This is a genomic window from Mesorhizobium sp. 113-3-3 (assembly GCF_016756495.1).
Lineage (GTDB): Bacteria > Pseudomonadota > Alphaproteobacteria > Rhizobiales > Rhizobiaceae > Mesorhizobium.
The window spans coordinates 5473132-5489451 of record NZ_AP023243.1; the positions used below are offsets into that span (position 1 = coordinate 5473132).

Annotated in this window: 13 protein-coding genes; 9 read left to right on the forward strand and 4 right to left on the reverse strand. The window is 64.6% G+C overall.

Annotated features, from left to right (window positions below; genetic code table 11):
- Positions 1-4: 4 nt before the first annotated feature.
- From JG746_RS26860 to ftsZ, 3 genes are all read right to left on the reverse strand, one after another.
- Positions 5-1432 carry a DUF5691 domain-containing protein gene (locus tag JG746_RS26860; RefSeq protein ID WP_202355464.1) on the reverse strand — a complete coding sequence of 476 codons (1428 nt, stop codon included), beginning with the start codon at positions 1430-1432 and terminating at the stop codon, positions 5-7.
- The gene (locus JG746_RS26865; protein ID WP_244730456.1) at positions 1429-2814 is read right to left on the reverse strand and encodes an SWIM zinc finger family protein; all 1386 of its coding nucleotides are present in this window, start codon (positions 2812-2814) and stop codon (positions 1429-1431) included. Before JG746_RS26865 ends, JG746_RS26860 begins: the two co-directional genes overlap by 4 nt.
- A 205-nt stretch (positions 2815-3019) precedes the next feature.
- The gene (ftsZ, locus tag JG746_RS26870) at positions 3020-4051 is read right to left on the reverse strand and encodes a cell division protein FtsZ (RefSeq protein ID WP_202355466.1); all 1032 of its coding nucleotides are present in this window, start codon (positions 4049-4051) and stop codon (positions 3020-3022) included.
- 387 nt (positions 4052-4438) lie between these two features.
- Between ftsZ and JG746_RS26875 the strand changes: the two genes are divergently transcribed.
- Entirely contained in the window at positions 4439-5137 is a 699-nt protein-coding gene (locus JG746_RS26875; RefSeq protein WP_202355467.1) for a GntR family transcriptional regulator, read from the forward strand.
- A gap of 287 nt (positions 5138-5424) precedes the next feature.
- Entirely contained in the window at positions 5425-6780 is a 1356-nt protein-coding gene (locus tag JG746_RS26880; RefSeq protein ID WP_202355468.1) for a glutamine synthetase family protein, read from the forward strand.
- Positions 6781-6784: 4 nt separating this feature from the next.
- Here JG746_RS26880 and JG746_RS26885 read toward each other — a convergent pair whose 3' ends face one another.
- A complete protein-coding gene (locus tag JG746_RS26885; protein WP_202355469.1) occupies positions 6785-7645 on the reverse strand; it encodes a MurR/RpiR family transcriptional regulator in 861 nt (286 codons plus the stop codon).
- 164 nt (positions 7646-7809) lie between these two features.
- On the opposite strand from JG746_RS26885, the gene murA reads away from it, so the two are divergent.
- The 7 genes from murA to JG746_RS26920 all read left to right on the forward strand — a co-directional run bounded on the left by murA (position 7810) and on the right by JG746_RS26920 (position 16274).
- Complete coding sequence (gene murA / locus JG746_RS26890) at positions 7810-9066, forward strand: UDP-N-acetylglucosamine 1-carboxyvinyltransferase (RefSeq protein ID WP_202355470.1); 1257 nt, start codon at positions 7810-7812, stop codon at positions 9064-9066.
- Positions 9063-9947: an N-acetylglucosamine kinase gene (locus JG746_RS26895; protein ID WP_202355471.1), complete on the forward strand. Its 885-nt coding sequence runs from the start codon at positions 9063-9065 to the stop codon at positions 9945-9947. Before murA ends, JG746_RS26895 begins: the two co-directional genes overlap by 4 nt.
- Positions 9948-10107: 160 nt before the next feature.
- Entirely contained in the window at positions 10108-11031 is a 924-nt protein-coding gene (gene murQ, locus JG746_RS26900; RefSeq protein WP_202355472.1) for an N-acetylmuramic acid 6-phosphate etherase, read from the forward strand.
- A gap of 148 nt (positions 11032-11179) precedes the next feature.
- Entirely contained in the window at positions 11180-12697 is a 1518-nt protein-coding gene (locus JG746_RS26905; RefSeq protein ID WP_202355473.1) for an ABC transporter substrate-binding protein, read from the forward strand.
- A gap of 33 nt (positions 12698-12730) precedes the next feature.
- Entirely contained in the window at positions 12731-13690 is a 960-nt protein-coding gene (locus tag JG746_RS26910; protein ID WP_202355474.1) for an ABC transporter permease, read from the forward strand.
- Positions 13690-14529 carry an ABC transporter permease gene (locus tag JG746_RS26915; RefSeq protein ID WP_202355475.1) on the forward strand — a complete coding sequence of 280 codons (840 nt, stop codon included), beginning with the start codon at positions 13690-13692 and terminating at the stop codon, positions 14527-14529. Before JG746_RS26910 ends, JG746_RS26915 begins: the two co-directional genes overlap by 1 nt.
- Positions 14526-16274, forward strand: a complete 1749-nt coding sequence (locus JG746_RS26920) for an ABC transporter ATP-binding protein (protein ID WP_202355476.1) — start codon at positions 14526-14528, stop codon at positions 16272-16274. The genes JG746_RS26915 and JG746_RS26920 overlap by 4 nt, the downstream gene beginning before the upstream one ends.
- Positions 16275-16320: the final 46 nt, after the last annotated feature.

Sequence of the window (16320 nt, forward strand, 5' to 3'; positions counted from 1 at the left end):
TGGTTCAAGGCCCGGCCAGGGATGCGTTGAGGCGCAGAAGAGCGAGCGAAGGCGCTGCCGGCGCCATGCCGGCCGCGACGACATCGCCGATCAATTTTTCCGCCGCCTCCGCGGTGGCGAGAAAGCCCAGCGTTTCCAGAAGCTGGTCGACGCCACGCTTCACGGCGTCATCGTTGCCCGCGACAGCGGTGCGCAGTGCCGGCAGCGTCTTGCCGTTGGTCAGGTCGGCCCAGTCCAGCCAGCCTGCTTCGACGCCCTCGGCCAGACTGAGCGCGCCAAGATATTGCGTGTCCTTCAGGATCACCCTGATCAGGACGCGTTGCCTGCGACTGTCCAGACGCGGCATCAAATGCAGGACGAAAAGCGCCGGCTTGCCACCCTCGGCGACAAGCGTGTCGGCCATGTGCGTGACCGCCGCATCGCTGCCCGACGCTGCGACCATGCGGGCTACAAGGATATCGACATTGTTGTCGGCGCCGAACTGCCATGCGCCGATGAAGTCGGATTCGGTGACGCCGAAACGCGCGGCAAGGTCGACCAAATTGCAGGTTTCGAACAGTTCAGCGCGGCGCCGTTCCTGCGCCGGGGATTTCAGCTTTGCCGGCGTGTAGGTGGTGCGGCGGCGGATGAAGCCGGATTTGCCTTCCGCGATGAAGGCGGCGAGTTCGGATATCGGATCTTCCGGCCCGCCATCGCCTGGCTGGCCATGCTGCCCCAACCGCGCCAGCAGCCGGCCGGCGAGTTCGCGGACCTTGCCCGAGCGATCGGTAGACAGGCTTTTCAGGAAGGGCACGTCATCGGGTCCCAGGCCGAAATGCATGAGTGCGATGAGCGCAAGCCTGACCTCCGCCGGCTCGGTTGATCCCCTGGTCTCGATCAACTGCCGGGCGACAGCCGGCGCGGTGCGGCGCATATCGGCCAGCGCAGTGCGGCGCGCGGCGGGATAGAATTCGTCCCAATTCTGCGACGTCAGTTGCTCCCGGCTCGTGTGTTTTTCGCCATCCACGCCAGCCTGCCAATCGATCCAGGGCGCGTAGACATCCGGGCTGGTCTGATCCGACGCGGCGGGCATCCAGTCCATCGGATGCAGCACGAAGCCGCGGCTGGCGACGACGGCCACCACGCGCGACTTGCTCCTTGCGTCGGCAGCCTGTTTCAGCGCCGCCCGCAAAAGCGGCCGCAACCGCTCGGGCAGCATCGGCAGGGCAAGTTCAGGCAGCGGCGGGCGACGCTTCAGCGTCTTCGGCGCTGCCGGCCGCAAGGCGATTTCGAGGGCTTGCGCGGCGATCGCCAGCAATCGGCGCTCACGCTCGTCGGGGTTGGCACCGGCGGCGATGTCCTTCCAGGCGGCCGGAGCCAGGTCAAAGCTGGTTCCGCCGGTGATCCAGCAATCGCGCATGGTCGCCAGACCCGTCTGCTCGATCTCGTTCACGACAGGTCAAGCCTCCCGAAGCCGCTTTGCGCCGCCAGAAGATGAAGCCGGCTGCCGCTCCAGAGCGCTGCCGTTGCCGCGAGGTCGAGACCAAGCAATGTCGGACTGACGGCATCGGCGATCGGCAGGGCGATGCCGTGCGGATCATCGGCGGATTGCCACCAGGCATCGCCGCGATCGTCGAGCAGGATCGCGCCGGGCGGCAGCATGACCGGACTATCGGTGAGCCAGGGGGCTGTGTCCTGGTGGGCGACATGGGCCGCCAGCGGATCGGCTACGTCAAAGCCGAAATCCGGCCATTGCGCTGACGACACATCGCCCTTGCGCTCCACTACCAGCGCCCGTAGCGGCTGACGCGCCGGATAAAAGACCAGCCTTGCATCGAAGCGATCACCCGACGTGAAGGCGTTCGACCGGCGGCCGGCAGAGGCGGGGAAATAGTCGAGCAGCAGAGCAAATTGCGGGGCGGCGCTGTTCAGATCGAGCAGCCAGGTCGAATGGCTGACAAGGCCGTCGCGGCGCGTCTCGATCTTCTCGCCAAGCACCTCCCAGACGCTTTCGACCTGGATCGCCTCGGGATTAGCCAGAACCTGCTCGCGGCTTTCCGAGGTTGACACCAGCCGTCTCAGTTCGGCATCGTCAGGCGTCGAGCGCCAGGCCTTGGCCAGCAGCACGAGCTTGCCGAGTTCGCGGATCGCCGCGTCCGGCCGCTCCTCGTTGCGCAGCCCCATCAGCCGTGACGGAATCTCGTCGATGCGGCCGGCGAGCGCCGTCGCCTTCATGTCGACCAGCCGTGCTGCAATGCGGCGGCACCGATCGCTGCTGTTGTCGACAAAACCGGCGAGACCAAGCCGCAACTGATCCGATATCCATTGATCGAGTTCGTCCAAAGCCGCCGAGACCGAGGACCGCGTATCCTCGGCGCGTTTGCGCTGCGCGGCTTCGCGGCGCTCGATCGCGGCTGCGTCCTCGACAACGGTGCTCTCTTCCTCGCGCGAGGCCTCGCCGATGCTCTTGCCGGCCACGCCGGGCGCCGGTGCGGCCGGCTGTGACGTGGTCTTCCGGCGACGGCCGAGCCAGTCGTTCACCCATTCCGGCGTCGAGCCGGCGGCGGTGAAACTCGCCGGCGCAGTGGCGGCGATCCACATCAGCGCCAATGTGTGCTTGCAGGGGAACTTTCGGGACGGACAGGTGCATTTGTAGCCGTGGTCGCCGGTGTCGACGACGACGCGATAGGGGCTGGAGCCGGAGCCCTGGCACTCGCCCCAGATAAGCGCCAACTGTTCGTTCTTTTCGAGCCTTGGCCAGTTCGATTGCCTGGTCAACTTGGAGGCCGCGCTCAACGACGCCTGGTCGGGCGCGAGCGCTTCGATGGTCTTCAAGTCAAATTCCAAGCCGCGCTTCCCGTCGCTCGAACGAATTCCGGTTGCCAGTATAGATGGCCCGATGTGACGGATTCTTGTAGCAGCAGAGGGATAGAGGTCGATACAGCGGGCTGCAATAGTTGCGCCGGCCGATCTGGCCCGCAGGCAGACAGCTGCTTTTCAGCGCTGTCTCCCGGGAGAATGCTTGTGCGACGGATATGCCTTACTGCAGCGTCCGCAACGGTGACTGAACAGCGCGGTCATGCGCGATGCCGGCATCGGCGTCGGCGATCGCCCTATCGAGGCCGGTCGCCACCACCGAGACCCTGAAACGGCCTTCCATGCTCTTGTCGAAGATGGCGCCGACGATGATGTCGGCATCCTCGTAGACCTCCTCGCGGATACGGGTGGCGGCCTCGTCGACCTCGAACAGGGTCATGTCGCGTCCGCCCGAAATCGAGACCAGCACGCCCTTGGCGCCCTTCATCGACACTTCGTCGAGCAGCGGGTTGGCGATCGCGGCTTCCGCCGCCTTCATCGCCCGGCTTTCGCCTGACGCCTCGCCGGTTCCCATCATGGCGCGGCCCATGCCGCGCATCACCGATTTGACGTCGGCGAAGTCGAGATTGATCAGGCCTTCCTTGACGATGAGATCGGTGATGCAGCTGACACCGGAATAAAGCACCCGATCGGCAATGACGAAGGCGTCGGCGAAGGTGGTCTTGGCATCGGCGATGCGGAACAGGTTCTGGTTCGGGATGACGATCACCGTGTCGGCGGCCTCGCGCAGCCGCTCGATGCCTTCCTCGGCCATCTGCATGCGGCGCCGGCCCTCGAAGGTGAAGGGCTTGGTGACGACGCCGACCGTCAGGATGCCGGCCTTGCGCGCCGCCTGCGCGATGACCGGGGCAGCGCCAGTTCCCGTGCCGCCGCCCATGCCGGCGGTGACGAAACACATATGCGTGCCGGCCAGATGGTCCATGATCTCGTCGAGCGATTCCTCGGCCGCGGCCCGGCCGATCTCGGGCAGCGAGCCGGCGCCAAGGCCTTCCGTGACATGCGCGCCAAGCTGGATCAGCCGTGTCGCCTTCGACATGGTCAGCGCCTGGGCATCGGTGTTGGCGGCGATGAATTCGGTTCCCTGAAGCTGTTCCGCGATCATGTTGTTGATGGCGTTGCCGCCACCGCCACCGACGCCGATAACGGTGATCTTGGGCCTCATCTCGGAGATTTCCGGCTTCTTGAACTCGGCCATGCCTGCTTCTCCTTCGTCAAATTCGCGCGCTTCACGACCCACAAGCAGACTGCCTCCAGGACATTGCAATCGAGCGGCATGACGCGAATCAGTCCGTTCGGATGGGTGTCCCAAAAAGCCAGAGAGCGGCCGGACGTGCAAGTGCGTGGAAGGTCAAGATTTGTGATCGCGATATTGCAGACGGCAACGGAGGTGCCGCGCGCCTGCATCTTTGCCACGCGACCTGCCCTTGGCCGCATTGTTAACAGCTTGCCGCATAACGATTGAGGCGTCTATCATGTGCCGATATATCGACTTCGGTGTCCCGCCGTCCTCGGCCGATCAGGATCAACCGCGGCTGTTGTCGTCAGGCCATATCTCAGAACGAATGAAGTAGCGCCCCCGCCAATGGCCGACAGAACACAATTCGGGTTGAGCGCCATCGACAGCGTGCCCCTGCATGAAAAGGTCTATCTGGAGCTCGTCCGGGCGCTGATGTCGGGCCAGTTCACGCCCGGCCAGAAGTTGACGTCACGCAAGCTTGCCAAGGAACTCGGCACCAGCGACATGCCGGTGCGCAGCGCCTTCATGCGGCTGCAGGCGCTGCGGGCGCTGAGCCCGATGCCGAACGGCAGTGTCGAGGTGCCGGTCATTTCGGCCGAACGATTTTCGCAATTGACCGCCGTGCGCACGATCCTGGAAGGCTCGGCGACCGAACTCGCGACAAAGCGCATCAACGGCAACAATCTGCGCACGATCCGGCGCCACAGCAGCGAATTGACCCTGGCGGCGCGCGAGGGCGACATCGACGATTATCTCAGGAAGAACTACGCCTTCAAATTCTCGATCTATCGCCATTGCGGCAACGAGCAAATGATCTTCCTGATCGAGACCGTATGGATGCAGGTCGGCCCCTTCCTCCGGAACCTCGCCATGGGGTTCGAGGACGATCTCGCCTCGATCCTCGACATCGATTATCATGAGGAAGTCGTCGCCGCGATCGAGGCGCAGGACGCGGCGCGCGCCCGCGAGGCCATCGTGCGCGACATCGAAGAAGGCGCCGCGCACATCTTGCGGCAGGCCAGATTTCCGGGCGCAGGGCGCTAGGATCGCCGGACGATAGGCGCTCGACCCAAAGACCGATCGTGCCTGCCCGGCGGCGAAGCCGGCTTGCCGAATGCCCCTTGGCTTTCCGCCTTCTTGCCTCTATGTTGCGATCGCAGATCGCACAATTGGTTTTGAAATGCCTCCCGACATCCCAGCTAGTGACTTGAAAAAATAAGGAAAAATATCCGGCATCAACCGGATAGGCTTTCCGAAAACTCACAAGCATTTTTATCAGGGATGGTGCAGCCGGCAGGGCTCGGGCACCTTCGAAAACCAGAGGTTTCAAATTGAGCGATGCAATTGCGGACGTTCTGAGCTGGCTTGAAAGCAGAAGCGACATACAAAGCCTGAGGGCGGCGGTGTGCGACCTCAACGGCGTCATGCGGGGAAAACGCATTCCCGTGGAGCAGGCCCGCAAGGCGCTGGAAGGCAAGCTGCGCATGCCCTATTCGCTGATCGGGCTCGACATCTGGGGCGAGGACATCGAAGGCAACAGTCTGGTTTTCTCGACCGGCGATGCCGACGGGCTCTGCCAATGGACGGGACGCGGCATCCTGCCGGTGGACTGGACAGCGCATCCGACGGCACTTGTCCCGCTCTGGCTCGCCGACGAAAGCGGCGCGCCCTATCTCGGCGATCCCCGGCGGGCGCTCGCCCGCATCCTCGACCGCTACAAGGCGCTCGGCCTGACCCCGGTCGCGGCGACGGAACTCGAATTCTATCTGGTCGATCCGCAATCGCAGCGGCCGGTCGGGCCGGTGTCACCGGTCACCGGACGGCGTCTGGATTCCGACGCGGCGCTGTCGATCGACGAGATCGACGATTTCGAGGCCTTCATCCATGACGTCTACGACGCCTGCCGGGCGCAAGGCATTCCCGTCGACACGGCGATTGCCGAAAACGGGGTCGGCCAGTTCGAGATCAATCTGAACCATGTCGCCGACGCGCTGCGGGCGGCCGACGATGCGGTGCTGTTCAAGCGCACGGTGAAGGGCATTGCCCGCAAGCACGGCTTTGCCGCCTGCTTCATGGCAAAACCCTACGGCGACCGGGCCGGCAACGGCTTCCACGTCCATTTCAGCCTGGTAGACGCCGAAGGCCGCAATGTGTTCGACGACGGCACCGACCAGGGCTCGCAAACCATGCGCCACGCCGTCGGCGGGCTGCTGGCGGCGATGGCCGAGAGCACGCTGGTGTTCGCGCCGCACTACAATTCCTACCGCAGGCTTCGCCCGCGCTCCTATGCGCCGACTGCGGTCGCCTGGGGCTACGAGAACCGCATGGTCGCGATCCGCATTCCCGGCGGCCCGACCGGGGCGCGCCGCATCGAGCATCGCGTGTCGGGCGCGGACGCCAATCCCTATCTGGTGCTTGCCGCCATACTGGGCGCGGCCCTGATCGGCATCGAAAGGCAGATGTCGCCGGGCGATCCGATCGGGAACGATGGCCAGGGCGTCGTGCCGGCCAAGCTGCCGCCGGACTGGGCCTCGGCAATCGCCACCTTCGAGAGCGGCACGCATGTGGCGGAGATCTTTCCGGCGATCCTGCGCGACTCCTTCATCGCCTGCAAACGCCAGGAGTTGAACACTTTCGCGCTCAACGTCAGCGACTTCGAGATCGAGACCTATCTCGAAAGCGTCTAGGCTCTTACGAGGACCGCTCGGCCTTCAGCACCGACACCGCCATCTCGCTGTTGTGGACATAGTCGTTGGCGTCCGGCTGCCTCTGCACCAAAAGGATGAACAGCAGATCGGTCAGCGTCAGCTGCGCGTCGCGCGCGGTGATGGATGAGGAGCGCGCACGCTCCTCATCCGCGATGGTGTAGAGGCGGATGTCGGCGACCCGGCTCAATGGATTGTCGTGCAGGCCGGTGACGGCGATCACCATCGCGCCGCGCTTGGCGGCGAGCTCGGCGATGCGCAAGGTTTCGATGCTGGCGCCGGAATAGGAGAGCGCGAACAGCACGTCGCCGGGCCCGAGCGTCGCGGCATTGGCCATCTGGATGTGGCTGTCGCTGTCATGCAGCACGTTGCGGCCGAGCTTCATCAGCTTGTAGGAGAAATCGCGCGCCACCAGCGAGGAGGCGCCGACGCCGACCAGATGGATGCGGCGCGCGCCGTCCAGCAGCTCCAGTGTGCGGCCGATGATGCGCTCGGTGTTGGCGGCGACGGTCTGCTGCATCGACAAAAGCTTGCTGCCGATCAGCTTCTTCAGGATGACCGGATAGGTGTCGCCGACCTCGATCGAACCGTGGATAACGCCGGCCGGCACCTGCCAGTCCTGCGCCTTGGCCTCGCTGACGGCGAGCTTGAGCTCCTGATAGCTGGCATAGCCGAGTTTCTGGCTGAACTTGACGACACTCGACTGGCTGCGGCCGATCTCGGCGGCAAGGGCCGCCGTCGACAGGCGCAGCATCCGGTCGGGATTGTCGACGATGTACTGGCCGATCTCGCGATCGCTGGGCGCCATGCCGTCGAGCTTCGCATGGATCTGCTTGAGAACGGACATGAACCCTCTGGAGCGCTTCGATGCTTTGAGGAATAAATTATTCCAATTTCGATTGACAGCCAAGAACGCAGAATTAATTCTCGAACTGGCCCGGTTCGGGAATCGAATGGCTCTCCCGGAGAGACCGGACCGCCGCCCGGCTTTCGCCACACAAGGGTTCAGCCATGGACAGATTGCGGATCGTCGGCGGACGAAGACTGGAAGGCGCGGTCACCATATCCGGCGCCAAGAACGCTGCCTTGCCGCAGATCGCAGCCGCCCTGCTCAGCCCCTACCCGCTCGAATTGAGCAATCTGCCCGCCGTGACGGACGTCGAGAACATGCTGGGTGTGGTGCGGCTTCACGGCGCTGAGGTGACGCGGTCGGCGCATGCCGCGACGATCGACACCAGTGCCGCCGTTTCGAAGGAAACGTCCTATGACACGGTCCGAAAAATGCGCGCGACCGTGCTCGTTCTGGCGCCGTTGCTGGCGCGGTTCGGCCATGCCCGGGTTTCACTGCCCGGCGGCTGCGCGATCGGCGCGCGGCCGGTCGACATGCATGTCGCCGCCCTCGCCGCACTTGGCGCCAGGATCGCCATCGAGAATGGTTTGATCGTCGCCTCGGCGCCGAACGGGCTGACCGGGACGCGCATCGTGCTCAGTTCGCCATCGGTCGGGGCAACGGAAACCGCCATGATGGCGGCGACCACGGCCAGGGGCGAAACCGAGATCCTCAACGCGGCGCGCGAGCCGGAAGTGGCCGATCTCGCCGCTTGCCTCAATGCCATGGGCGCGCGCATCGAGGGCGCCGGCACGCATCGCATCCTGATCGCCGGCGACACCGGCTGGCATGCGGCCCGGCACGACATCATCCCGGACCGCATCGAAGCCGGCACCTATGCGATTGCCGCGGCGATCACCGGCGGCCAGCTCGAGCTCACCCATGCCCGGCTCGAGCACATGGCCTCGGTGGTGCAATTGCTGGAGGCCACCGGCGTCAGCGTCTGGCCCGGCGACCGTGGCCTGATCGTTTCACGCGACCGGCCGCTCAAGGCCGCCGATCTCACCACCGAACCCTATCCGGGTTTTCCGACCGATCTGCAGGCGCAGTTCATGGCGCTGATGTGTTGCGCCGAGGGTGCGTCGCTGCTGCGTGAAACCATCTTCGAGAACCGCTTCATGCATGTGCCCGAACTTATGCGGCTCGGCGCCAACATCAAGCTGCAGGGCACCATGGCCTTGGTGCGCGGCGGCGAGAAACTGCATGGCGCGCAGGTGATGGCCACCGACCTGCGCGCTTCGGTGTCGCTGGTGCTGGCGGCACTGGTCAGCGAGGGCGAGACGATCATCAACCGCGTCTATCATCTCGATCGCGGCTATGAGCAGCTGGACCGAAAGCTGCGCCTTTGCGGTGCCGACATCGAGCGGCTGAGCCCATGAGCGGCCCGGACTATTTTCTCGGCGTCGACGGCGGCGGCACCGGCTGCCGGGCTCGTATCGAAGACGCGCAAGGCAACGTGCTGGGACAAGGCCTGTCCGGCCCGGCGACGACCCGGCTCGGCATCGACGCGGCCTGGGCCTCGATTGCCAAAGCCTTTGGCGCGGCGATCGACGAGACCGGGTTCGGGCCGGCCGAGGCCGCTCGGATACGCGCCGGCATCGGTCTTGCGGGTATCGGCCGCAAGGGCGCGCTGGAGGCGTTGCGTGCGATCGCGCATCCCTTTGCCAGCATCGATTTCGTCAGCGATGGCGTCGGCGCCTGCCTTGGTGCGCATTCCGGCCAGGACGGCGCCATCGTCATAGCCGGCACGGGCTCGATCGGCCTCGGCTTCGCCGAAGGCCGCGACCTGCGCGTTGGCGGCTACGGTTTTCCGATCTCGGACGAAGGCAGCGGCGCCGATCTTGGCCTGAAAGCCATGCAACTGGCGCTGCGCGCCCATGACGACCGGCACGAGCGGTCGGCGCTGCTGGCGGAGGTGATGCAGCGCTTCGAGGATGATCCGATGGAAGCGGTTGCCTGGATGGACCGTGCCAGCGCCACGGATTACGCCGCCCTGGCGCCGATGGTGATGCGCCATGCCGACCAGGGCGATCCGGCCGGGCGACGCATTGTGCAAAGTGCCGCCGAGCAGATCGACACGCTGGTGCGGGTGCTGTTCGAAAAAGGCGCGCCGCGCGTGACCTTGCTTGGCGGCCTCGCCAGCCCGCTCGAACCCTGGCTTTCGCCCGATGTCCGGCGCCGGCTGAAGCCCGCGGACGGCGACGCCGTTTCCGGCGCGATCATCCTCGCCAAGCGGTCGCTCTGCGTCCGGCAGGCCTAGCGAAGCTAGGAATAAAATATTCCAATATCCTGTTGACGATACGAATATCCAATTCTAAAAAGTTAACAAAGAAAGATTGCGATGACGTATCCAACGTCCGTGCGCCCTGGCGCGTCGGGCCATGTCGGACGCAGGCAGAAGAATTTTTGAAAGCACTGGAATGACCGAGCAAGGGTTGATGTCCGAACTGGACCTGCTGGTTTCCGAAGGCCGCAACCCGCGGACGATGGATATCGACCTGCTGCCGACCATCGATGTGCTGCGCAAGATCAATGACGAGGACAGGCTTGTCCCGGCTGCCGTCGAAAAGGTGCTGCCGGAAATCGCGGCTGCGGTCGACCGCATCGTGCTTGCCTTCCAGAAAGGCGCGCGCCTCATCTATATCGGCGCCGGCACCAGCGGGCGGCTCGGCGTACTCGACGCCTCGGAATGTCCTCCCACCTTCGGCGTGCCCGAGGACATGGTGATCGGCCTGATCGCCGGCGGCCCGGACGCCTTGGTGCAGTCGACGGAAGGCGCCGAGGACGACCCGAAAATGGGCGCCAAGGCGTTGCAGGAGATCGGGCTAACACCAGACGACGTCGTGGTCGGCATCGCGGTCAGCGGGCGCACGCCTTACGTCATCGGCGGACTGAAATATGCCAGGCAAGTCGGCGCCACAACAGTCGCCCTGTCGTGCAATCCGGCATCGACAATTGCCGGCATCGCCGATATCGCCATCTCGCCGGTCGTTGGCCCGGAAGTGCTCACCGGCTCGACGAGGCTCAAGTCCGGAACCGCGCAGAAGCTGGTGCTCAACATGCTGACCACGGCTTCGATGATCCGCATCGGCAAGAGTTTTCAGAATCTGATGGTCGACCTCAACCCGTCCAACAAGAAGCTGGTGGCGAGGGCAACCAGGATCGTCATGCAGACCACCGGCTGTTCCGCGCAGCAGGCCAGGCAGGCACTCCACCAGACAAGCAACGACGTGAAGCTGGCGATCCTGGTGACGATCACCGGCCTCGATACCGAGACGGCACGAGCCGCCCTCGGCAAGGCCGGCGGTTTCCTGCGAAAGGCAATCAGCGACCGGATGGCATGAAGCCGCGTGAGACAAGACGGCAAGAGGCCGCTTTAGACAAGACGGCGCGAAGCCGCATAGACTGGGCCGATACTCCGAAGCATGTGTGCCTTGGAAGCGGTCGGCGGAAACTGCAAGGCATCAAGTCAAATCATAATGGGAGACGAAAATGACAAGGCATCTCACAAGATCATTGCTGTCGGGCATCACGGTTGCCGCGATGCTCGGTATTGCGACGGTTTCGACGCAGGCGGCAACACTGCACATGGCCTGGTCGCAGGACGCAACCGGGCTTGACCCGCACAAGCAGACGGCCTTTTCGTCGCTGCGGCTCCTGGAACTGATCTATGAGCCGCTGGTGCGGGTCGACGCCAGCCTGCAGATCATCCCGGCAATCGCCACATCCTGGGAGTTCTCCAAGGATGGCAAGGAGTTGACCTTCAAGCTCGATCCCAAAGCGAAATTCCAGGACGGCACGGCGGTCACCTCCGCCGACGTCAAGGCGTCGTTCGAGCGCATTCTCGACGAGAAGACGGGCGCGGCCGCCCGCGCCAATTTCCTGTCCATCGCCGGCATCGAAACGCCGGATGCGGCGACCGTCGTGTTCCATCTGTCGCAGCCCGACGTGCCGATCCTGACGGCGATGAGCGACGTCAACGCGGCCATCGTTCCGGCAGCTGAAATCAAGGCCGGGTCGGTCGGCACCAAGGCGCTCGGCTCCGGCCCGTTCAAGCTCGACAAATGGGATCCCAACGCCAAGGAGGTGCTGAGCGCCAACAAGGACTGGGCCGGCGGCGCGACCGGCGTCGACGGCATCGAGATCAGTGTGCTGCCGGACGAGGCGGCGATCCTGGCCGCCATGCGCACCAAGCAGATCGATTTCGCCCTGCTCAACGATCCGCTGGTCGCCACGCTGGTGCCGAAAGAGGCCAGCCTGCAATTGAACCGCGTGCCGGTGCTCGCCTACCACGTGCTGCAGCTCAACCCATCGCGCAAGCCGATGACCGAGCTCCAGGTGCGCCAGGCGATCTCCTGCGCCATCGACCGGCAGGAGGTGCTGGACACCGCCTCGCTCGGCGAAGGCAAGGTCACCGGACCGCTGACCATACCGGCGCTGGCGACCGATCCGAGCCAGCTGTTCTGCTACAAGCGCGATGTCGAAAAGGCCAAGAAGCTGATGGCCGAGGCCGGCTTTGCCGACGGCCTTTCGGCGACCGTGATCGGCGCCACCGGCGAGCCGCCGACGGCGGCGGCGGAGGCGCAGGTCATCCAGTCGCAGTTGGCTGAAATCGGCGTCAAGCTCGACATCAAGATGATGGAGCTCAACGTCTATGTCGATGCCTGGCTGAAGGGTGATTTCGATATGGCGATCGCGCTCAATGGCGGCCGCGCCGACCCCTACACCATGTACAACCGCTACTGGACCAAGGCCGGCAATCTGCAGAAGGTGGCCAACTACATCGACGACACGCTGGACAGCCAGATGCAGCAGGGCCGCGCCGAGACCGACCCGACCAAACGCAAGGCGATCTTCGCCGAATTCGAAAAGCATCTCGCCGAGATGTCGCCGTGGATCTGGCTCTACACGTCCTACAGCTACACGGCCCAGCAGAAGAACATCGCCGGCTTCGTGCCGACGCCGACCGGCACGCTGTTCAGCCTGAGCAAGGTTACCATCCAGCAGTAGCGCTTCGGGCATTGGGCGAGAGGACTTCTTCGCGTGAACTATCTGATGCGACGACTGGCGACGTTTCCTCTCGTCCTGCTTGGCGTGTCCATCCTGGTCTTCGTCGCGATCCGGATGGTGCCGGGCGATTCGATCACGGCAATGCTCGGCACCGAGGCCGGCCTGCTGACGCCGGCACAGCGGGATTCGCTCGCCGCCTATTTCGGCATCGACCAGCCCTGGTTCGTCCAGTACTGGCGCTGGATCGGCGGCATCCTGCACGGCAATTTCGGTATCTCGGTTACCTATGGCAGGCCGGTGCTCGACGTCATTCTCGAACGTTTCCCGCTGACGCTCGAGCTGGCTCTGCTGTCGATGATCATCGCGCTTGCGGTCGGCATGCCGGCCGGCATCTATGCCGCCACGCACAACGAAAAACCGTCCGATCTCGTCGTGCGCATCGTCGCCATGATCGGCCAATCGACGCCGAGCTTCGTGCTCGGCCTGTTGATCATCTACACGCTGTCGGCCGGCTTCGGCGTGCTGCCGGCGATGGGTGAATTCGCCCCGCTGTGGCAGGATCCCTTGCGCAATCTCAGCCAGTTGATCCTGCCCGCCATCACGCTGGGCTTTGCTTTCGCCGCCTCGGTCACGCGCATATCGCGTTCGGCGATGCTCGACGTACTGAGCGACGACTATGTGCGCACCGCGCGCAGCAAGGGCGCGTCGGCGCGCAGCGTCATCTGGCGGCATGCCTTGCCCAACGCGCTGATCCCGGTGGTGACGCTGAGCGGCATCGAGTTCGGCTATCTCCTGGGCGGCGCCGTCATCGTCGAGCAGATCTATGCCTTGCCCGGCCTCGGACGCATGGTGTTGGACGCCATCCTGCAGCGCGACTACGCGCTGGTGCAGGGCGCCGTGCTGTTCATCGCCTTCAACTTCATGATCGTCAATCTCCTGGTCGACCTCGCTTATGTCGGGCTCGATCCGCGCATCCGGCTGGGAGAGCAGTGATGCACATCCTGCGCGCCATCTTCGGCCATGGCAGCGGCCGCATCGGCGGCGTCATCGTTGGCGTCTATCTGCTCATCGCCATCCTCGGCCTGGTCGGGCTAACGCCGCACAACCCGATCACGCAGTTCCGCATTGACCGGCTGCACGCACCCAACGGTGCCTACTGGATGGGCACCGATTTGTTCGGCCGCGACGTGGCCAGCCGGCTGATGGCGGGCATCGGCCAGTCCTTCACGGTCGCCTTCTTCTCGGTGGCCTTCGCCACCCTTGCCGGCACCGTGCTCGGGCTGGCGGCGGCCTGGCTCGGACGCCGCTGGGACGGCGTGGTGATGCGCATCATGGATGTGCTGCTGGCCTTTCCGGCCATCCTGCTGGCGCTGCTTATCGTCACCGTCGCCGGGCCGGGCACATGGACCAGCGTTATCGCCATCGGCATCGTCTACACGCCGATCTTCACGCGCGTGGTGCGCGGCCCTGCTTTGTCGCTCAAGGCGCGCGAATTCGTCGACGCAGCGCGCACCTTCGGCAGCAGTTCGAGCTACATCGTCACGCGCCATCTGCTACTCAACCTGGTGGCGCCGTTGACCGTGCAGGTGACGCTGGCGCTGGCCTGGGCGCTGCTCACCGAAGCCGGTCTGAGTTTCCTAGGCCTCGGCACGCAGCCGCCCGCCGCCTCGCTCGGCCTGATGCTGAGCGACAGCCGCAATCTGATGGAAACCGCGCCCTGGCTGATGATCTTCCCGGGACTGACCATCATGATCAGCATCCTCGGCTTCAACCTGCTGGGTGATGCCTTGCGCGATATCCTCGACCCGAGGATGCGGAGGGCGCCGGCATGACACCACTGCTGTCCGTCCACGATCTGCGTGTCGGCTTCGGCCGCGACCGCCAAGCCAATGAGGTGGTGCGCGGCGTCAGCTTCGACCTCGCCGATGGCGAGACACTGGCCATTGTCGGCGAAAGCGGCTCGGGCAAATCAGTCACCGCGCTGTCGATCAACCGGTTGATCGATTTCGGCGGCGGCCGCATCACCGGCGGCTCGATGCAGTTGAAGCGGGCCGATGGGACCATCTTCGACCTGATGGGCGCCACTGAACCTCAGCTGCGCGGCATTCGCGGCGCCGAGATCGGCATGATCTTCCAGGAGCCGATGACCTCGCTCAACCCGGTGCTGACCATCGGTTCGCAGATCGAGGAATCCTTCCGCCTGCATCGCGGCTTGACCGGCCGCCAGGCCACGGCGGCAGCCAGGGATGCGCTCGACCGCGTGCGCATTCCCGATGCCGCAAGGCGGCTGAAATACACGCCCAACCAGCTCTCGGGCGGCATGCTGCAAAGAGTGATGATCGCCATCGCGCTCGCCTGCAACCCACGCCTGCTGATCGCCGACGAGCCGACGACGGCGCTCGACGTCACCGTGCAGGCGCAGATCATGGCGCTGCTTGCCGAGTTGAAGCGCGAGACCGGCATGTCAATGATTTTCATCACCCACGATATAGGCCTGGTTGCCGGCATCGCCGACAAGGTGATGGTGATGCAGAACGGCCAGGCCGTGGAGCAGGGCGAACTGAACCAGATCCTCGACAAGCCGCAGCACCCCTACACCCAGCATCTGCTGCAGGACGTGCCGCATTTCGCCAGGGGAAGCGCCGCGCGTCTCGACGGCCAGCGCGACAAGGGTGAAAGTAAAGAACCGGCCTTGAAGGTCGACGGACTGGTGGTGCGCTTTCCTCTCAAAAGCAATTTCTTCAGCCGCGCCACCGGCGCGGTGCATGCCGTCGACGGCGTCGATTTCGACCTGATGCCGGGCGAGACCTTGGCCATCGTCGGCGAAAGCGGCTCGGGCAAATCGACGACCGCGAAGGCGATCCTTGGACTGGTGCGCTCGACACGTGGCAGCTTCTCGGTCGGCGCTCGAAAAGCCTCCGCCGAGCGCAGCGCCAAGCCCGTGCAGATGGTGTTCCAGAACCCCTATGCCTCGCTCAATCCCAGGCTGACCATCGAGAGCATCCTGGCCGAGCCGGTGATCGCCAACGGCGGCCGGGTGAATGCAGAAACACGCGCCAGGATGGCGAGCCTGCTGGAACGCGTCGGCCTGCCCAGCAATAGCCTGGAGCGCTATCCGCATGAATTTTCCGGCGGCCAGCGGCAAAGGCTGTGCATTGCCCGCGCGCTAATGCTCAACCCTTCCGTGGTCGTGCTCGATGAGGCGGTGTCGGCGCTCGACGTTTCGGTGCAGGCCAAGGTGCTGGAGCTGCTGGTCGACCTGCAGCGCGAATTCGGGCTGGCCTATCTCTTCATCTCGCACGACATGGCGGTGGTCGAGCGGATCGCGCATCGCATCGCCGTCATCTATGCCGGCCAGATCGTCGAAATCGGCGACGCGGCCTCGGTGCTGTCGAAACCGAAGCATTCCTATACGAAGAAACTGATCGCCGCGGTTCCGACCATCGACCGTCGGCGCGAGCATTTCGAGATCGACACACGCCAGGTGCCCTCGCTTGTGCGCCCGCAGGGGTTCGAGCCGGCGCCGGCGCGGTGGGAGCAGTTTGGCGGGGATCATATGGTGAGGGTGGAAGGGTGATGGCCCTGGGATATCCGAGGTTGGCGGGACAGCGCCCACCTCTGCC